This is a genomic window from Candidatus Flexifilum breve, assembly GCF_016713355.1.
Window position 1 is genome coordinate 79521 of record NZ_JADJPI010000009.1, and the last position, 17272, is coordinate 96792.

At 59.9% G+C, this 17272-nt stretch carries 20 protein-coding genes and 1 tRNA gene; 12 read left to right on the forward strand and 9 right to left on the reverse strand.

Annotation, left to right across the window (positions count from 1 at the left end):
- Positions 1 to 62: 62 nt before the first annotated feature.
- From IPK17_RS09215 to IPK17_RS09230, 4 genes are all read left to right on the forward strand, one after another.
- The gene (locus tag IPK17_RS09215; RefSeq protein WP_343417398.1) at positions 63 to 869 is read left to right on the forward strand and encodes a TRP family putative cation channel; all 807 of its coding nucleotides are present in this window, start codon (positions 63 to 65) and stop codon (positions 867 to 869) included.
- A gap of 12 nt (positions 870 to 881) precedes the next feature.
- Entirely contained in the window at positions 882 to 2162 is a 1281-nt protein-coding gene (locus IPK17_RS09220) for a tetratricopeptide repeat protein (RefSeq protein WP_343417399.1), read from the forward strand.
- A gap of 167 nt (positions 2163 to 2329) precedes the next feature.
- Positions 2330 to 3049 carry a uracil-DNA glycosylase gene (locus tag IPK17_RS09225; protein WP_343417400.1) on the forward strand — a complete coding sequence of 240 codons (720 nt, stop codon included), beginning with the start codon at positions 2330 to 2332 and terminating at the stop codon, positions 3047 to 3049.
- A gap of 428 nt (positions 3050 to 3477) precedes the next feature.
- Positions 3478 to 3572: transfer RNA gene (locus tag IPK17_RS09230), tRNA-Sec, on the forward strand.
- 42 nt (positions 3573 to 3614) lie between these two features.
- On the opposite strand, the gene IPK17_RS09235 is transcribed toward IPK17_RS09230, so the two are convergent.
- Entirely contained in the window at positions 3615 to 4175 is a 561-nt protein-coding gene (locus IPK17_RS09235) for a methyltransferase family protein (protein WP_343417401.1), read from the reverse strand.
- Positions 4176 to 4661: 486 nt separating this feature from the next.
- On the opposite strand from IPK17_RS09235, the gene IPK17_RS09240 reads away from it, so the two are divergent.
- Positions 4662 to 5129 (forward strand): MaoC/PaaZ C-terminal domain-containing protein, encoded by a 468-nt coding sequence (locus tag IPK17_RS09240; RefSeq protein WP_343417402.1) that lies wholly within the window; start codon positions 4662 to 4664, stop codon positions 5127 to 5129.
- A gap of 543 nt (positions 5130 to 5672) precedes the next feature.
- Here the strand turns inward: IPK17_RS09240 and IPK17_RS09245 are convergent.
- Together IPK17_RS09245 and IPK17_RS09250 are read right to left on the reverse strand one after the other, a co-directional pair.
- Positions 5673 to 6923 carry a sensor histidine kinase gene (locus tag IPK17_RS09245; RefSeq protein WP_343417403.1) on the reverse strand — a complete coding sequence of 417 codons (1251 nt, stop codon included), beginning with the start codon at positions 6921 to 6923 and terminating at the stop codon, positions 5673 to 5675.
- Between the two features lie 85 nt (positions 6924 to 7008).
- Positions 7009 to 8232 (reverse strand): FHA domain-containing protein, encoded by a 1224-nt coding sequence (locus IPK17_RS09250; protein ID WP_343417404.1) that lies wholly within the window; start codon positions 8230 to 8232, stop codon positions 7009 to 7011.
- 191 nt (positions 8233 to 8423) lie between these two features.
- Between IPK17_RS09250 and lepB the strand changes: the two genes are divergently transcribed.
- The 6 genes from lepB to IPK17_RS09280 all read left to right on the forward strand — a co-directional run bounded on the left by lepB (position 8424) and on the right by IPK17_RS09280 (position 12922).
- Positions 8424 to 9014: a signal peptidase I gene (gene lepB, locus IPK17_RS09255; RefSeq protein WP_343417405.1), complete on the forward strand. Its 591-nt coding sequence runs from the start codon at positions 8424 to 8426 to the stop codon at positions 9012 to 9014.
- Positions 9015 to 9180: 166 nt separating this feature from the next.
- Positions 9181 to 9639 carry a VOC family protein gene (locus IPK17_RS09260; protein ID WP_343417406.1) on the forward strand — a complete coding sequence of 153 codons (459 nt, stop codon included), beginning with the start codon at positions 9181 to 9183 and terminating at the stop codon, positions 9637 to 9639.
- A gap of 541 nt (positions 9640 to 10180) precedes the next feature.
- Positions 10181 to 10939 carry an SH3 domain-containing protein gene (locus IPK17_RS09265; protein WP_343417407.1) on the forward strand — a complete coding sequence of 253 codons (759 nt, stop codon included), beginning with the start codon at positions 10181 to 10183 and terminating at the stop codon, positions 10937 to 10939.
- Between the two features lie 85 nt (positions 10940 to 11024).
- Positions 11025 to 11942: a hypothetical protein gene (locus IPK17_RS09270; RefSeq protein ID WP_343417408.1), complete on the forward strand. Its 918-nt coding sequence runs from the start codon at positions 11025 to 11027 to the stop codon at positions 11940 to 11942.
- Positions 11926 to 12231: a hypothetical protein gene (locus tag IPK17_RS09275; protein ID WP_343417409.1), complete on the forward strand. Its 306-nt coding sequence runs from the start codon at positions 11926 to 11928 to the stop codon at positions 12229 to 12231. The genes IPK17_RS09270 and IPK17_RS09275 overlap by 17 nt, the downstream gene beginning before the upstream one ends.
- A 61-nt stretch (positions 12232 to 12292) precedes the next feature.
- The gene (locus IPK17_RS09280; protein ID WP_343417410.1) at positions 12293 to 12922 is read left to right on the forward strand and encodes an SH3 domain-containing protein; all 630 of its coding nucleotides are present in this window, start codon (positions 12293 to 12295) and stop codon (positions 12920 to 12922) included.
- Positions 12923 to 13006: 84 nt separating this feature from the next.
- Here the strand turns inward: IPK17_RS09280 and IPK17_RS09285 are convergent, their stop codons facing one another.
- A complete protein-coding gene (locus IPK17_RS09285) occupies positions 13007 to 13363 on the reverse strand; it encodes a pentapeptide repeat-containing protein (RefSeq protein ID WP_502748594.1) in 357 nt (118 codons plus the stop codon).
- Positions 13364 to 13443: 80 nt separating this feature from the next.
- Entirely contained in the window at positions 13444 to 14427 is a 984-nt protein-coding gene (locus tag IPK17_RS09290; RefSeq protein WP_343417411.1) for an NAD-dependent epimerase/dehydratase family protein, read from the reverse strand.
- 116 nt (positions 14428 to 14543) lie between these two features.
- On the opposite strand from IPK17_RS09290, the gene IPK17_RS09295 reads away from it, so the two are divergent.
- On the forward strand, positions 14544 to 15194 hold the full coding sequence (locus IPK17_RS09295) for a TMEM175 family protein (RefSeq protein WP_343417412.1): 651 nt from the start codon (positions 14544 to 14546) through the stop codon (positions 15192 to 15194).
- Between the two features lie 73 nt (positions 15195 to 15267).
- On the opposite strand, the gene IPK17_RS09300 is transcribed toward IPK17_RS09295, so the two are convergent.
- The 4 genes from IPK17_RS09300 to IPK17_RS09315 all read right to left on the reverse strand — a co-directional run bounded on the left by IPK17_RS09300 (position 15268) and on the right by IPK17_RS09315 (position 17271).
- On the reverse strand, positions 15268 to 15864 hold the full coding sequence (locus IPK17_RS09300; protein WP_343417413.1) for a hypothetical protein: 597 nt from the start codon (positions 15862 to 15864) through the stop codon (positions 15268 to 15270).
- A gap of 162 nt (positions 15865 to 16026) precedes the next feature.
- A complete protein-coding gene (locus IPK17_RS09305) occupies positions 16027 to 16602 on the reverse strand; it encodes a hypothetical protein (protein ID WP_343417414.1) in 576 nt (191 codons plus the stop codon).
- Positions 16553 to 16972 (reverse strand): hypothetical protein, encoded by a 420-nt coding sequence (locus IPK17_RS09310; protein ID WP_343417415.1) that lies wholly within the window; start codon positions 16970 to 16972, stop codon positions 16553 to 16555. Before IPK17_RS09310 ends, IPK17_RS09305 begins: the two co-directional genes overlap by 50 nt.
- Complete coding sequence (locus tag IPK17_RS09315; RefSeq protein ID WP_343417416.1) at positions 16873 to 17271, reverse strand: hypothetical protein; 399 nt, start codon at positions 17269 to 17271, stop codon at positions 16873 to 16875. Before IPK17_RS09315 ends, IPK17_RS09310 begins: the two co-directional genes overlap by 100 nt.
- Position 17272: the final 1 nt, after the last annotated feature.

Consider the following 17272-nt stretch of genomic DNA (forward strand, 5'->3'; position numbering starts at 1 on the left):
CGCCTTTTTGGGTTCTGGCCTATAATGAACGGCATACATGTGAAACACGCCGGAGATAGGCCATGGATTTGCTAAAACGACTGTTCGGCGGAAGCACTTCGTCCGCCTCTTCTGGCAGTAAGCTCGACACCTTCACGATTCAATATCCGAATGGCAAAACTCCGGTCGCCGTGCGTGTGAAGCTGACCACGCCGGGAGCTCAGATCGTCGAAAGTTTGAATCTCGCTCATCCCGTCCCGACCATCTTCATCAGCGGGGGTGCGGGTAACATGGATGTCAATGCCATGAGCCTGACGCGCACCACCATCGAAGATGGGCTGGCGCGCTTTTTACACGAGCAGGGCATCAGCCTGATCGATGGCGGCACCTCAACCGGCGTGATGTCGCTCATCGGTCTGGCGCGGCAGCGGCGCAACTACACCTTCCCGCTGATCGGCGTCGCGCCCGAAGCCGTCGTGTTTTACCCCGGCCATGAGCCGAAAAAGCGCCTCGCCGATCTTGATGCGTTTCACTCGCATTTTATCCTCACCGAAGGGGATGACTTCGGCGCGGAATCCGATACGATTGTGCACACGGCGCTGGCGCTCTCCGGCAATGGCGCGCAGAAGCTGCTCGGTTTCATCATCAACGGCGGCGAAATCGTACGCAATGAAGTGCATCGCGTGACGCGCTATCATCCGGAAATCCCGCTGCTGGTGCTGGAAGGTAGCGGCCGCTTCGCCGATGAGCTGGCCGCCGCCAAAAAAGCGGGCACGAGTGACGATGTGAAGATCACGGAGATTTTGCGTGACGGCAATCTCCATTTCATTCCGATGAAGTCCGGCGCGGACATGCTGCGCCGCTGGCTAGAGAATTTTCATGGTATCTAGGAGCGTGTATCCATGCGCTTAATCGCTGCGCTGATCGTCTGTTTGCTCATCGCGAGCGCCGTTTCTGCTCAGGAGACGACGCCCGTTCCTGCGGCTACGCTGACTATTGATGAGGCGCTCGCGCAGCAAGTCGCGCAGGATGCCGACGACGCACGGCGCTCCATGGAAGAAGCTGCGCGCTACGCCGAAGATGCCAGCCGTTTCCTCGGCATCTTTGAGGCGATCAGCGTGGCGATTGCGATTGCGGGCGGTTCGCTCGGCGTGATCGGCGTGACGCGGTTGTTCTCGGCGCAGAGCGAACTCGCGAAAGCCCGGCAGCGCGTCGATGCGGAACTCACCGATCTGCGCAGTCGTTTCCAGACCGAGCTCACCGAAAAAGAAAATGCGCTGCAAGCCATGAGCACCACGCTCCTGCAAAGCCTCGAACGGCAGCGCAAAGCCACCGAACAGGCGACGCTCGCGCTCTCGCTCCTGCCACTGGGCGAACGTCAATACCGGGCACAGGACTTGCAGGGCGCGGCGGATACCTACATGCGCGCGCTCAAGCTGGACGAAGATAATCCGCTCATTCACTATCGCCTCGGCTATGTGTACGTGCAGAGCGGCCAGCTTTCGGATGCGGAACGCCATTTGCAGCAGGCACTCAGCATCGACCCGGAATTTCATCTGGCGATGGCCGCGCTCGGCTATGTGTACCGCCGCATCGGCGACAAGCTGCCCGAGGGGTTGGAACGCGACGAAATGCTCAACAAGGCCGAAGCGCATCTGATCAAAGCGCTGCGCCTCTCGCCCAAGCTGGTCGACGATGACAGCGAATCGTGGTGGGGCTCGCTCGGCGGGCTGTACCGCCGCCGCGGCCAGATCGATCAGGCGATCTACGCGTATGAACAGGCGGCGAAAGTCACCCCGCACTCGTCGTACCCGTTCAGCAACCTCGCCATGCTCTACATGGGACGGCACAACCGGGAGCAGATGCTGCAAACCTTCCGCCGCGTCGAACGCTTGGCGCGTGGGGAAGTGCAGGCGGAAGTCGACAACTACTGGGCGTATGCGGACCTGCTGACCTCGCGCCTGGCGCTAGGTAAAATCGACGAAGCCGAGGATGCGCTCACCTCCGTGTTCGATCTCGCCTCGGCGTCGTCGCCGTACGCGCTCGAAGCGCTCGTGGATACGCTCACCCGCTTGCTCGACTCGCTCGGCGGACCGGACGCTGCCCCGCACATCCCACCCTACATCCACCGGATTCAGGAACGCATCGGCGAAATCACCGAGCTGCGGCTGAAATCGACGTAATTCCCCGGAAACCAGTTCCTAAACGGGGCGGTCGCGTGGCCGTCCCGTCAGCCGCAGCTCGCGCACGTTTTCCCGGAGAAGTGGGGTATTCGCCGCGGAGACGGTACAATCGCGCCGATCTCACGCTATACTTGGAACAGACATTCGCAATTTGAGGGAGTGTGAACATGAGCGAAGTCCGGATCGACGCGCTGAATCAGATCGCCGCCGAAGTGCGCACCTGCACGCTGTGTGACCTACATAAGTCACGCACGCGCGCGGTTCCCGGCGCGGGCAGCTACCACACGGAGATCATGTTCATCGGCGAAGGCCCGGGTTTTAACGAAGACCAGAAGGGGCTGCCCTTCGTCGGGCGCTCGGGTGATTATCTCGAGAAGATGTTCAAGCTGATCGGCCTGTCGCGCGATCAGGTCTTCATCACCAACGTGGTCAAGTGCCGCCCGCCGGATAACCGTGACCCGCTGCCGTTCGAAATCGAAACCTGCAAGCCGTACCTCGATCAGCAGATCAACCTGATCGATCCGCTGATGATTGTCACGCTCGGGCGCTTCAGCATGGCGCGCTACTTCCCCGGCGGCAAAATCACGCAGATTCACGGCCAGCCGAAGTTCGAAAACGGGCGCGCCTACTATCCGCTGTTTCACCCGGCGGCGATTCTGCGCAACCCGACGCAGGAACCGCTGATGGTCGCCGACTTCCGCCGCATTCCGGAGATTCTGGCGAAAGTCCGGGCGCTGCGTGCGCAGGGCGCACCGCCGCCCCCTTCCGCTGGTGACGACGCGCCACCCAACTACGTTCCGCCGCAGTCCAGCCCCGCCGATGTAGCCGTGTCGAAGCCGGAAGAGAAGCCGGAGGACAAACCCCCGACGCAGCTTTCGCTGTTTTAACGTCAGTTAGGGATAAGCCTCATTCGTGCATCCCCCTCACCCCCAACCCCTCTCCCACGCAAGCGGGGAGAGGGGAGACGAACACTGTTTTGGCTGTCTCCCCTCCTTGAATTCGGTTGAGGACAGGACACTTTTAACATGGGGAACCCTTAAGGAGCTCGTTTGAGGGAATACGTGGTTTGTAGGGACGCGCAACGGCGCGTCCGTTGCGCCCCTATTCCGGCGGACGCCCCGTTGGGCGTCCCTACAATCCCCTCGATTGTTAAAACTGTCTCCCCTCCCTGAATTCGGCGAGGGGTTGGGGGTGGGGTCAGAGAAGCGCTATCCATAACTCTCACTGTTTTAAGATCACAGTGATCAGTTCACAGTCCGTGGCTTGGCCTGAGCTCTGACTGTGAATTGAACACTGTCTACTGTAAACTTCTCGTGGGGGTGTTTGCGTCCCGGTGGGCGTCCCGATCTTCAAAATCGGTGGCTGGCTGCATAGACAGGCGGCGGTGGGTTCGACCCCCATGCACTCTCGTCAGCATAACTGCGAAAAAATGTCAGCGCGGCGCTTGTCCGTTTACCACACAAACGGGATGAGCCGCGCGCTGACCCGCTGGCTGTAACGCGCATAGCCGGGTAAACACGCTTGAAGATAGGCATCTTCCACGCGCGTTTTGTAGGCGTACAGCGCGATCAAGCCCCACGCCAGCAGGGTGATCGGTACGGACAGGTAGACGAGGGCGATGCCCATAAACAGCAGAATCATCGAGGCGTAGATGGGATGCCGCACGATGCCGTAGAGGCCTTCTGTGATGATGCGATGCCCCGTTTGCACTGCATTCTGCGCTGTCCAGAAGCGTCCCAGCGTCCAGCGCGAATAGAAGGCGCCGCTCATCCCCAGTGCCACAAAGACGAAACCATTCCAGGCCAACTGGCCGTTGGGTGACGCAAAATCCCCGCTGATCGACACGGCCAGCATCACCACCGACAGCAGGACGGTTAAAATGCCGATGCCGATGAGCACCAGCCGATCCTGCGGATCTTGCGCCGCCCGAATATCAGCCAGCGCTTTTGTGCCGCCATTCCAGTAAAGCAGCAGCCAAACGAACCACGCCGTGAGCGTGAGCAGAGCGATCATCGTCGATGTCCTCACCGGTCAACTTACTTGGGCAATGCATGCCTCTATCACAATACGGCTGATCTTGCGCTGATTTCCATAAGATGTAATGTTCATGTGGAGGAGGCGCGTGGGTGTGTTTCGCGTTTCCCAGACAAAAAGAAAGCTCCATCCGGGGCTGGATGGAGCGGTAAAGAAGCATTATTACAAGAAGTCTATTTAGTCCCTGTGATCGGGAAGAGTTTTTGTAAATCTATATTCACAATTTTTTCACACATTCGTCATGGCGGGAAGTGACAAAGATCACATTCTGGCATGACATCACCGGGTTGTAGACCGGTGACGTGCGCGTTACCATCGATCCCCATTGCCCACGAACGCCCACATTTGACTGCCCATTCAGCTTTCAACACCCTTTGCCGGCGCACGGTGTTTTAGGTTGTCAGACGCTGAAAATTTCACTATAACCTTGCCTCGACGTGATCGAGCTACCATAAGGAGACTGCGATGGGTTATCTGGATGACGCTCCGCGCGGAGTGTACTACGAAGATATTGAACTGGGGCAGAAGATGGTCACGCGGGGCCGCACCATCACCGAAGCAGACATCGTCGCCTTTGCCGGGCTGACCGGCGACTACAACCCCATGCATACCGACGCCGAATATATGAAAGGCTCGGCCTTCGGTCAGCGCATCGCGCATGGCATGCTGACGCTGAGCTATGCGGTCGGGCAGGCGTACCAGCTCGGCTTCATGGAACGCACAGTGATCGCCTTCCGCGGGCTGGAAATGAAGTTCAGCTTGCCCGTGTTCATCGGCGACACGCTGCATGTCGAACTGGTGGTGCTGGAGAAGAAGGAAGCACGGCGCTTGGGCGGCGGCACGGTCACGCTGGAAGTGAAGATCATCAATCAGGATGGCAAAACCGTGCAGTCCGGCACGTGGACGGTCATCCTCGCGTCAAAACCGGAATAGCTGTCAGTTATCAGTTGACAGTGAAATAACGTCAGTTAGGGATAAGCGGATCCTAAGCCAGTGTCCGAAATACGACAAAACAGGCCAAGGCAGGCCAATCGCTCCGTAGCATAGAGTCTTTTTGGGGACAGCGGACGCAATGAATTGCGTCCCTACGAGAAAAGTGTGGTTGTGTAGGGACGCGATTTATCGCGTCCGCAAAAGCCCAAGACCGACAGGTAACCCGGTTTCACGGCATTCTCCGCACTTACTGGCCGGCCTTGTCGGAATTGACACCCCTCACCCCCTAGCCCCCTCTCCCACGCAAGCGGGGCGAGGGGGAAATCTGTCTCCCCTCCCCGAATTCGGGGAGGGGTCGGGGGTGGGGTCGGATACGAGCGGCAGGCGCGCAGATTCGTCTCTACTCGGCTGTTTTATCCCTAACTCACGTTAAAATAAACACGTTGGGGCGCACAACCATGCGCCCCAAACTATCGGATGTTTCAAAACAGCGTCAGTCGATGCCCTAACTGTTTACTGATAACTGTGAACTGACAACTTCAGTTACACCACCGCGACGTTTTGCTGCTCGATGGGCAGCGTGAACGAGAACACCGCTCCGCCACTCGTCCCATTCGCCACCGAAATCGCGCCGCCGTGCGCTTCGACAGCCAAGCGGCAGAACGCCAGCCCCAACCCGACGCCGTTCGGCGCATTCACATACTTGATGCGGAAATACTTGTCGAAGATTTCGTCGTGGAAGTGCAGCGGTACGCCCGGCCCGGTATCCGTCACACTGATGCGGATTGCATCGGCGGTGATCCCCGCACTCACCGTGATTTTACCCCCGGTCGGCGTGTGTTTGATCGCATTCTCGATCAAGTTGGTGAGCACGCGCAGAATCATGTCGGCGTCCACGCTCACGACGGGGAGATTCGCGTCCAGATCGAGCACGAGCAGCTGCTCGGCTTCGCGCGCCAGCGGATAGACCAGTTCGAGCGCGTCCGAGACCAGATTGTGCAGCTTGGTTGAGCGGCGCGCGACGATGGCGCGGCCTTCTTCGAGGCGTTCGATGTCGAGCAGGCTTTTCACCATGCGTGTGAGGCGGCGCAGGCTCTGCGAGCCGACGCGCAGTAGTTCATCAACGACAGCCTGTTCATCGGTGGCGAGCACCCGCTCCAGCCCGCTCAGGCTCGCGCCGACATTTTGCAGCGGCCCGCGCAGATCATGGTAGACCATGGCGGTGAGATCGCGGCGCATTTGCTCCAAGCGCATGTGTTCGACGTGATCTTGCTGCGCCTTCTCGTACAAACGGCGTGTATGCGCTTCGGTCGCCTGCAGTTTAGCGAGCTTGCGCCCATTTTCGAGCGCCTCGGCGGTGAGCGCGGTCATTTCGCCGATGAAGCGCAGGCGCGCGGCGTCGAAGTGGTCGCGTGTCGGCGCCAGCAGCAGGTAGACGCCCCGCGGTTCCTCTTGGTAGAGGATGGGCACACAGTACGCCGAACCGTTCCAGCCATCCGACTGCCAGCGCTCGTCGGCGCTGAGATCGGGCACGCTCACGGGGCGGCGCGTGTACAGCGCGAGGTTGATCAGGTTTTGCGCGGTGAGGCGTTCCCACAGGCGCGGTTCGGATGGGAGGGCGTAAGTCTGGGCGATTTCGCAGTCCTCGTCCAGGACGACGAGTGCGGCGCGGTCTGCCTTGAGCGTTGAGGCGCCCAGCGTCAGAGTTGATTGCAGGGCGTCAGTCACGCTGGAGTCCGGTTGCAGCAGCGCGCGTGCCATCAAGTAGAGCCGTTCATGGGAATTGTTCTTCACAACCGGTATCCGCCGCTCATATGCGATGCCATTATTATGATTCTACACAACGTCCTGCATTGTGTTTGTGAATTATAACTTAAATTTAGATTATGCCACGTTGACGACGATAGTTAATAATTTCATAGATGATTTTGTGGAAATTGCCGATCTTCTTGTCGTCGTAGTAGACACAGCGGGCGCGGGCCAGCTCTTGGGGAATCGGGGTGTCATCACAGGCGAGGATGACGAGCGGTTTCTCACGTTGGAGGAAGTAGCGGTACTGAATGCGCACGTAATTGGACGCCGCGGCCTCTTTTGACCAGATCAACACCATGAGCCAGCATTCGGCGAGCGCCAGTTCGACCGCTGCCATCCAGTCTTTGCTGCCCTGCGCTAAATACTGATCCACCCATGCCAGCAGCCCGCCGCTCTGCATCGACAGCATCATCGGCACGACGATGCCTTCCCAATCCTTGCGTCCGTAAGAGACGAAAATCGTGTCGACCAGCGCGCCGGGTTCGACGCCTGTGCCGAGCCGCGTCGTCTGCTTGACGGCGAATTCGGAATTGCGGTGCTTGTTGGCGAAGATGTTGTCGAGCGTTTCATCCTGACCGCGCGCGGCGTCCGGCTTGCGCGGGCGCGTGGGATCGAGCTTGTCGGTGACGGTCTTGTCCTGGAAGATGAACTGGAGCTGCACCATTGACCCCAGCTTGATCACGTCGTTGGGCTGGAGCGGCTGAATCGTCTTCACCAGCTTGGCGTTGAGCGCCGTGCCGTTGGTCGAATTCAGGTCTTCCAGCGAATAGCCTTTGGGCGTGCGCAGCAGCCGCGCGTGGAAGCGGCTGACTTCCGGGTCCTGAATGACGAAATCGTTGGAGAGATCGCGCCCGATCTTGATGACCGGCTTGCTGAGCTCAAACAAATAGCCGACCGCTGGCCCCATCGTCATCATCAGACCGTGCATCGCGCTCGGGTTGAACAGCCGCGCGGCAGTTTGCGCATCCACCGACGACATGACTTCTTTTTCTTTGGGATCGTACTGCGTGTATTCGAGGGTGATCGAGTCGCCGAGTTCGATCAACGTGCCCGGCGTGAGCATCCACGTGGTGATGACGCGCTGCCCGTTGACAAATGTGCCATTGCTCGACTGGAGATCATGCAGCTCGTAGCCTTCCAACAGCCGCACGAGGCGGCAGTGTTCGCGGCTGACTTCATTATCGTGAATGACAATGTGATTCTTAACTCCACGACCGATCGAGACCTCGTCAGCGTCCAGTTCGAAGATCGCCCCCGGTGTGGGTCCACGGCGCATTATCAGGCACAGCATGAGCAACATCCAATCGCGCAATAGCTTTCAAATAACATAATATCCGAAATCGTGACCCCAGAAAAGCATGCATCGGCCTAACGTTGACTCGAAATCTGTACACCGTTGGTCGATAGTCAGATTGGCCTAAAGCAGGGCGCGCATTTTAACGGTACTATAAGTGAAATGGCGACTCTTCAGAAAGGTTCCGCATGATTTACCAACCCTATGATCGTTCATGGTGGGTGGAATGTCGCGTTCAGGGTGCAGCAATTTTACGCGATTGGGTGAAGACGCTCGTCTTCGTCGCGGCGTTCGCGCTGCTCTTGAATCTATTCTTCCCGCGCTACGCCGTCAAAGGGGCGAGCATGGAACCGACCCTGCATGAAACCGAGCGCTTATTCGTCAGCAACGTCGACACCATGACGCGCCCGCCGGAACGCGGCGAGGTCATCGTGCTCACGTCGCCCCACGATGGCGAGCTGATCGTCAAGCGCGTGATCGGGCTGCCGGGCGAAGTGGTCGAGATTCGCAGCGGGCGCGTGTACATCAACGGTGTGCCGCTGCATGAGGATTACATCAACGAAGCGCCGCGTTACAGCGGACACTGGGAAGTCGGCGCAAACCAGTACTTCATTCTCGGCGATAACCGCAATCACAGCCTCGATTCGGGGGACTACGGCCCGATTGACGCGAGCATCATTCACGGGGTGGTTAAGTTCCGCTGGTGGCCGCTTAGCGACCTGAGTATGTTCGCCGTCCCCGATTACGGAACGCTCGGCAGCAATCAACACACGCCGTAGAGCAACCTCACCCCGCAATCCCTTCTCCGGGTGGAGAGGGGACTTGGAAACGCAGCGCGTCGCCCTTCACCCCAGCCCCACTCCTACGTTAGAGGGGAAAATATGCTTGTCTTGGCGCTCTCTGCCAAATTGGTTGAGGGTCGGGATAGACGATAGGAGGAGCGTGATGAGTTCAGACAAACCCAATCTGAAGCGGATGGATAATGTCGGCATCGTCGTCGAAGCGCTCGACGACGCCATCGCGTTTTTCGCGGAGCTGGGTCTGCGGCTCGAAGGGCGCGCCCTGATCGAAGGTGAGTGGGCCGGGCGCGTGACCGGACTGGGCACGCAGCGCGTCGAGATCGCGATGCTGGTCACCCCCGATGGTCACAGCCGCCTCGAGCTGTCGCGCTTTCTCGCGCCACAGGTCATCGGCGATCATCGCAACGCGCCAGTGAACGCGCTGGGCTACCTGCGGGTGATGTTCACGGTGGAGGATATCGACGACACGCTCACTCGCCTCCGCCGTCACGGCGCGCAGCTCGTCGGCGAAGTGGTGCAGTACGAGGACTCGTATCGCCTCTGCTACATTCGCGGTCCGGAAGGCCTGCTCATCGGGCTGGCGCAGGAAATATCAAAGCGGTGATCGTAGGGGCGCACACACAGGTGCGCCTCTTTGGAGCGCTCCGTTGCGCTTTACCCCCGTTACGGCGACCTCGTCGGCGCTGGCAACGCGGTTATCACGCCACCGTGCTGGCTCAACCCGCACCCCGCTCCGCGTTAGGATACCCAAAACCGGCGCTGGTTACACCGCTACCGTTTTTGACCTCAAGCACCTCCGTGCGCATTCCGATTGGCGAGTGCTCGCCCGCTTGGCTGCCAGCGCCGCCGCGTTCAAGTTCGGCATTGTGTGTAACCGCCTGCTTCATTGTTCTGACGTCATGCTCGAGACCCTAGTCTGTTGACTTTTCGGACAAAGCTTCACGGCTGTACTCCTCCATCCGTCCGTAGATCACTTTCGATAACCTGCGTGAGCCACGAGCCAACGGTCGTCGTTTGAGCGTAGTCCAGCGGTCAGGTGAGAGTACGCCGCCCGTCCATGAGATTGCCGGGAGTCCGGTTATCGTTCACAGTAACGAATAAATTTCTTTCGGGGGTGTGCGGTGATTGGGTGGACGAAGGCCTTAGTGATCGGATTGCTGCCGGTGGTCGCCGGGTTAGTCGTGCTGCTGCTGATGCAGCCCGCCGTGTGTCCGATCAATCAGGTGTCGGCAACCGCACTCGCCACGCCCACATCCGCGCCCACCCTCGCCCCGCTGGTTGATGCGCCCAAACTGGCGCCGCAGTGCCTCGTCGGCAGCGCCGTTCCCGGCGATCTGCTCGTGCGCTCGTACCCTGGCGCGGAATTCGCGGAGCTCGGCACGCTGGTCGCCGAGTTGACCGCGCTCGGCCTGACGGATGATGGCTGGGTGACGGTCAACTACGGCGAACGTCGCGGTTGGCTGCGCGCGGAAAATCTACGCTTTTCTGGCGTATGCGCGGCGCTGCCCCGCGTGCGCAATCCGCTGATCCCGGTGGCCGCGCCGGACGCCGAGGTGTTCGCGCTGCAAGTGGATCGCGACGGCGACGGCTCATTCCGCAACACCATTTCCACGCCGGAAGGCGACGCGCTCGACATTCTGTGGGTGGTCATCATCAACCTGTACACCCAACCACCCAACAACCTGCGCGAATTTACCCTGACGCTGGACTGCGACGGCGCGCAGCCTGACGCCGTGCGCTGGGGCTGGGCCTACGAAACGCCGACCCTCACCTGCGGTGATGCGCTGACACTGCCGTTCACGCTCGACAACCCGCAGCAGCCCTTCAGCATCACCTATGCGCCCAACAGCCCGCAGAGCTACATCAACTATGTGCTGCGCGTCAGCCCGGGAGCCGAGGGCTAACCGAATTCGTACCAAGAACCACAGCTTACTTCTTCGTATCGTGGACAATAGTAGCATAGGCATTGCTGCTGACGAGGAAGATGCTATGCGGTTTGTGCGTTTGGGAATTGTGATCGTATCGTTGTTGTCCACATGGTTGCTCCTCGCCCAGAGTGACGAGGGGATCATGATTCCGGCGGATACCACTGCCCTGATCGATTTTGCGCAGGGCGCGCCGACCAACTACCGCGTTCGCCAATACCCGGATCAACCGACGGTCGTGACGCTCATGGGCGTTGATATCCCCTTCACCGCGCAAATTCTCGATTCTAACGGGACGGTGCTGGCCGAATTCGCCGAAGGGGTCTTCATTGTGACGCTGGAACTCGGCAGCGGTGATGCCGTGTTCACGCTGCACATCGAACCGCATGTCGAACCGGGCGTCGTGCTGGTGCGCGTTGGTTCCGATTATGAGGAGAGCGCGCCGAGCATCGAGGAGGCACGGGTGCTGCCGCCCGCAACGCCCACGCCGACCCTCACCTACACGCCGACGAATACGCTCACGTTCACGCCCACGTTCACGCCGACCGAGACATTCACGCCCACGCTGACGCCCTCACGGACACCGACTAACACGCTGACGCCGACGGAGACGCACACACCGACGTTCACCCCGTCAAATACGCGCCGCCCCACGTCGACGCCCGCGCCGACGGAAACGAATACGCAGCCGCCGACGGAAACGCCCGTGCCGCCCACGGCGACCAACACGCCCGGCCCCAACCAGGCCCGGGCCGCCCACAGCGACCAACACGCGCACCCCGCGCAATACCGCGACGCCACCGCCGCCGACAGAAACGCCCGTGCCACCCACGGCGACGAATACACGCACACCGCGCGCGACCTCAACGCCGCGTCCACCGACAGGCACGCCTCTGGCCTACGCGCCCGCCGACAACGACTACGAACTGGACGTGACGACCGGCACGGTCACCACGATCAGCGATATGGTGTCGTACTCTGAAGGCGATCAGGAAGATCGAGTGGTGTATACTGTGCTCAACGTGAATCGGGATGCCAAACAGCCGGGCGGAGAGCTTACCTTAACCATCACCGCAACCTGCACCGGAACGGGCGTCGAAAATATTCGGTTTGCGACCGGTGGGCAGACTTTCGCATGTGGTGATACGATTATCTCACGTCAAGTGGTGTTCGATTCGAAGAGTGGCAGTATCTTGATCGCCGCTTTCCGTGGAGAGGGCACATTAGTGACATGGACTTTGACCGGGACAGCCGAGCAAGTCAACCCATAATCGAGGTGGTTGGATGAACGCAGCAGCACGTCTTACACTCATTGTCATTGGACTATTTTTGTTGGCAACTGGCGTCTGGGCGCAGGATGGCGAACCGGTCGGTATCGGCTCCGGCTTGACGCCGATTGACTTTGCCACCGATGCCGGGCCCCAAGTCTTCCTTTTACAAACGACTCCCGATGAGCCGACCACGCTCAGCGCGAGCGCCGACCCCGCCGACTTCCCGTATCTGGTGGAAGTGCGCGACCCGCGCGGCAACGTCACCGCCCGGCTGACCAATGTCATCGCGTCGCGGCTCACGCTCGATAACAGCAATCGCAGCTACGAAATCACCGTCATCCCCAACGACCCGGCGCGCGCGGGGCAGGTCATCCTCGATATTGAAGGCGCGATTGAACCGGAAACCGAGGTCGAAGCGACGCCTGCGCCCGTGGAAGCTGAACCCGTCGGGCAGGCGCAGAGCGCTGCGGGCGAAATTGCGTGCTTCGTCAGCACCAATTCGCGCGTGAATATCCGCCGCGAACCCAACGTCGATGCCGAAGTCGTCGGCCTGCTGACCGTGCGCACGCAGATCGGCGCGAACGGGTTGAGCAGCGATGGTTTGTGGTATGGCGTGGTGATGCTCGATGATACGCAGGCGTGGATTTTCGGCGAGGCTGTCCGCGAAGTGTCGCCCTGCAATTTCAATTAGAGAGAAGATTAAACCTCACCCCCCAGCCCCCTCTCCTACAGGAGAGGGGGAGCTAAGCGCAGCGCAGCGGGGTGAGGTTTGGTTTTACGTCGTATAGCTGACCGGGTTGCCCTGGCTGCCTTTTTTGCCATCCGGCCAGGTAGTCGATTCGTTGAACTTAAGGCCGGTGACAATCGCGCCTTTCATGTTCGCCCCCGTGAGGTTGGCGCCATTCAGAATCGCGTTGGTCAGGTTAGCATTCGTCAGGCGCGCGCTGGTGAGCGTCGCGCTGCTGAAGTTGACGCCCGTCAGGTTCGCCCCGTTCAAGTCCAGCCCGACCCCTTGCACCGTGGTCATATCGCTAAAGCTCAGGTTCGCGTTGATGAGAATCGCTTCGCGCAGGGTCGCCGCGACGAACTTCGCCGCGCGCGCCGAAGCCCCAGTCATATCCAGACGCGTCATGTCGAGCGCTGATAGGTCAATACCCGCCAGTCGGGGCGTAGTCCCCGCACCGACGAAGCGCCAGAATGAGTTCTTTACGATTAATTTCCGCCATGTGCTTTTTCCTCACGGTGATAGGCGATAATCTGGTCGATTGTGTCGTCTAAGGAGGTAGTCGGCTTCCATTCTACCAGTCCGCAGATTTTATCCAACGCCGGCACGCGCCGCCGGAAGTCTTCGAACCCGGCCTCGTAGGCTTCTTCATAGGGAATGACCTTGATTTCCGAGCTACTGCCCGCGCGCTGCCGCACTCGGTCGGCCAGTTCGTAGATCGAGACCTCTTCGCTGCTGCCGATATTGAACACCTGCCCAATTGCGCCGGGCGCTTCGCTCAAGAGGTGAATCGCATGCACCACGTCGTTCACATTCGCGAAGCAGCGCTGCTGTTGGCCGTCGCCGTAGACCATGATCGGCTCGTTGTTGATCGCCCATTTGACGAAGCGCGGCAGCACCATCCCATACTGACCGTGCTGACGCGGGCCAACCGTATTGAACAGACGGAAGATCACGACGGGCAGCCCCGTCTCTTTTAGGTAGGCGAGCGCGAGAAATTCGTCAATCGCTTTGCTGGCGGCGTAGCTCCAGCGGGAGCGAGTCGTCGCGCCGAGCACGCTGTCGTCGTCTTCGTGGAACGGGAAACGCACGCCTTTACCATACACTTCTGAGGTCGAGGCGATGAGCACTTTCTTGCGGTAGCGGCGGGCCGTCTTGAGCACCACTTCGCTGCCGCCGATATTCGTTTCGATGGTTTCGATGGGTTCACTGATGATGCGCTGCACCCCCACTGCCGCGGCCAGGTGGAAGATCACATCACACTCGCTGACCAGTCGATCCATGACATGGATGTTGCGGATGTCTTCAATAGCAGTGCGGAACTTGGGATGATGCTCAATCGCCGCGAGATTCTTAATGCGCCCTGTGCTCAGGTTATCAATAATGGTAACTTGGTAGCCGTGTTCAAGCAGTCGCTCGGCTAAGTGACTGCCAATGAAGCCCGCCCCACCGGTGATCAATGCATGAGTCATGGTTATCCTGTTCGTCGTCTTACCAGACACATGTTAACCAAAGTACTGCGCATCCACAATAGACGTATATCAATTGTAGTCCAATCGTCGTTTTGAGTATCCTGCCCGAGGACGCCATGACCAAAGCCCCTGAAACCGAGAGAGAAACACAGCGCATCGAAGCCTTTAGCGACGGCGTGTTCGCCATTGTCGTTACGTTGCTGATATTTAACGTCAAGCTGCCCGAACCCGCGGCGGTGACGGCTAACGGCTTGCTCGCCGAACTGGCGAAGTCCTGGACGATTTATCTGGCGTTTGCGGCGAGCTTCTTCTTCGTGCTCGTCATGTGGATTAATCATCACCGCTTGTTCACGATCATTCGCCGCGCAGATAACAACCTCATGCTGCTGAATGGGCTGCTGCTATTCGGCGTGACTGTGGTGCCGTTCCCCACGTCGATTGTCGCGGCGTACCTGCTTGACCCGCAGCAGCAGGCGGCGGTCTTCATCTATAACGGGTGGTTTTTCCTCGTGGCGATCATGTTTCAACTGCTGTGGCGCTACGCGGCGCACAACAACCGCCTGTTCAGTCACGCTGTTGACCCAGCGATCACGCGGCACATTGCCCGGTCGTACAACATCGGTCTGGTGCTGTACCTCGCCGCCGTGCTGATCGATATCATCAGCCCTCCGGTCAGCCTGGCGATTTCAATTGGGCTGGCCGTGTTCTTCGCCATCCCCAACCGCCAAGTTCAGCAGTTGATGACAACCAGCGACACGACTGCCTAAAGCAGGTTCATGGGAATTTTCGTGTAGGGGCTGTCTGCCCGATTTCGGGCGCACACGCAGGTGCGCCCCTACTTTAAGTCCCTACCACTCCTGCTGCCGCGCGCAGACTCTGCACGCGCTCCGGTTCGATCTGCTGGCGCTCGTAGAAATCCGCGAGCGCCAGATAACCCGGTTGGCCTTCCGGGTAGATCGCCACTGCCGTTTCCCGCAGTTTGAGCGCGAGGTCAGAGCGCGCCTGCTGTTCGCGGACGTGCGCTAACTGAATGAGGATCGTGGCGGCGTGCTGCGGCTGTGTCTGGAATTCGTACAGGCTGCGCCGGAAGAGATCCGCCGCGGTGGGCACATCACCTTGCTGAGCGGCCAACTGCGCCCGCAAAAGCTGAACCCGCGCTTGCAGCGGCAGCCAGCGTTCCATCCACGCCAACTGCTTGAGCGCGGCTTCTTCCTGCTGCTTGTTGATCAGGTTGTTGGCGCTGTGAATGTGCGCAACGAACCACACGCGGAGGAGCTGCCAGGCCAGATACAACACTAACGGCACATACAGCAGCACGCCGATGCTCGGACTGAAGCCGAGGGTCGCCCAGAACTGCTCAATCGGAAAGTAGAGCAGCAGGCCGAGGCCGAGCGTGACGAGCAGGTGCTTGCGCCAGCAGCAGCGGATAATCCTCATGGCCAGACTGCGCCGCGCGGCGTATACCCGCGCTGGCGCAGGCCGAACGGCAGCGCTAGCCAGATCAGCAGGAGGACCCCGCTAACACTGCATACCAGCGCTCGCGCCGAAACTCGCCCCAGGCCGCCACGACCATCGCCACCGGCACGAGGAGGAGTGTGATCAGCGGCAGCCACAGGCGGTACAGCCCACCGCCCACTTGCAGCGTAACCAGATCGGGCCGTCGTAGAGCGCCGCCCACAGACGGCGCTGCGTCCGGCGCGCGCGCGCCGCTTTCCCCGGATGCACGACGGTGAGCAGCGCCAACCCACCGAGCGCAATCATCCACCAGCCGTACCGCATAAAGAGGCCTACGTCACGGCGCACCTCGGAATAGGGCATGTACGGGTTCTGCGTGTAGGCGATCCACCATAGATTGCCCGCGTGATCCACGCTCAACAGATCCTGATACCAGTTGCTGCGCGGCGGCGTCGTCAGGATGCGCCAGTTCCCATTATCCAACTCGTAAATGCCCTGTATGTCGATCAGCAGCGGCGCGTTGTTGCGAATGATCAGTTGATCGGGAAAGATACTGGCTGAATTGAACGTTTTGCGACTGAAGGTCAGACGCCCGGCGAGGTTGAGCGTGCCGACGCCACGGGTATGATCGCACACCCACAGTACCGTGTCCGTCGCGCCATACATCCGGCTAATCGAAAGGCGCGTCGGCCCGCCAAAGGGGCTGCCAGCTTTGTCCATCGTAGCGGAACAGATTGCCGTTGTACGCCAGATAGATGATGCCGTCCGGCGTTTTGACGAGATCGGCGCTGCTGGCGTAGGTGCTGCCCAGATTGGACATCGGAATGAGCGTGGAAAGCTGCTGCGTTTGCCAGCGCGTGCCGTCGAAGGTGGCTATTTGCCCATACAGGTTGATCACGAACACGCCGAGCGGCGTGGCCTCGATGTCATTCCAACCGTAGCCTGAGAGCGCATTCTCGTAAGTGATCCACTGCGTGCCATCGAAGTGGATCACGGTGTTGTCGCGTACTGACCACAGTTGATCGCCATTGGTGACGCTGATCGGGCGGTCGAAATAGGAGCTGAGACCCCGCCCGTGCAGTCCGACCAACTGCCCGCTTGATATTGCAGAAAGCCGCAGTCGGAGTGCGTGCCCACCCAGAGCGTGCCATCGTTTAGCGCGAGAACTTCATACGGCGATCCGCCTTCGGGCAGCGGGATTTCGCGCCAGTCCTGCCCGTCAAGGAAGTACAACTGAGCGAGCGGACGCAGCGTGAGGGTCGCCAGTCCCTGCGCGCCCAACACCGCCAGCACGACGAGCGCCACGCCGATCACCTGCCAGCGGCGGGCGGCGCGGCGGTACTGTTGGCCTTCACGAACGGATGCGGCAATATCCAGACCGTCGATCATG

Bases quoted from the DNA above. Each gene is read 5' to 3' on its own strand.
- IPK17_RS09260 (WP_343417406.1), top strand. From the start codon at position 9,181: ATGAGTTCAGACAAACCCAATCTGAAGCGGATGGATAATGTCGGCATC.
- IPK17_RS09250 (WP_343417404.1), bottom strand. From the start codon at position 8,232: ATGCTGTGCCTGATAATGCGCCGTGGACCCACACCGGGGGCGATCTTC.
- IPK17_RS09235 (WP_343417401.1), bottom strand. From the start codon at position 4,175: ATGATCGCTCTGCTCACGCTCACGGCGTGGTTCGTTTGGCTGCTGCTT.
- IPK17_RS09225 (WP_343417400.1), top strand. From the start codon at position 2,330: ATGAGCGAAGTCCGGATCGACGCGCTGAATCAGATCGCCGCCGAAGTG.
- IPK17_RS09275 (WP_343417409.1), top strand. From the start codon at position 11,926: ATGGTGTCGTACTCTGAAGGCGATCAGGAAGATCGAGTGGTGTATACT.
- IPK17_RS09295 (WP_343417412.1), top strand. From the start codon at position 14,544: ATGACCAAAGCCCCTGAAACCGAGAGAGAAACACAGCGCATCGAAGCC.
- IPK17_RS09270 (WP_343417408.1), top strand. From the start codon at position 11,025: ATGCGGTTTGTGCGTTTGGGAATTGTGATCGTATCGTTGTTGTCCACA.
- IPK17_RS09220 (WP_343417399.1), top strand. From the start codon at position 882: ATGCGCTTAATCGCTGCGCTGATCGTCTGTTTGCTCATCGCGAGCGCC.
- IPK17_RS09285 (WP_502748594.1), bottom strand. From the start codon at position 13,363: ATGACGCGTCTGGATATGACTGGGGCTTCGGCGCGCGCGGCGAAGTTC.
- IPK17_RS09290 (WP_343417411.1), bottom strand. From the start codon at position 14,427: ATGACTCATGCATTGATCACCGGTGGGGCGGGCTTCATTGGCAGTCAC.
- IPK17_RS09240 (WP_343417402.1), top strand. From the start codon at position 4,662: ATGGGTTATCTGGATGACGCTCCGCGCGGAGTGTACTACGAAGATATT.
- IPK17_RS09305 (WP_343417414.1), bottom strand. From the start codon at position 16,602: ATGGACAAAGCTGGCAGCCCCTTTGGCGGGCCGACGCGCCTTTCGATT.
- IPK17_RS09300 (WP_343417413.1), bottom strand. From the start codon at position 15,864: ATGAGGATTATCCGCTGCTGCTGGCGCAAGCACCTGCTCGTCACGCTC.
- IPK17_RS09315 (WP_343417416.1), bottom strand. From the start codon at position 17,271: ATGATCGACGGTCTGGATATTGCCGCATCCGTTCGTGAAGGCCAACAG.
- lepB (WP_343417405.1), top strand. From the start codon at position 8,424: ATGATTTACCAACCCTATGATCGTTCATGGTGGGTGGAATGTCGCGTT.
- IPK17_RS09215 (WP_343417398.1), top strand. From the start codon at position 63: ATGGATTTGCTAAAACGACTGTTCGGCGGAAGCACTTCGTCCGCCTCT.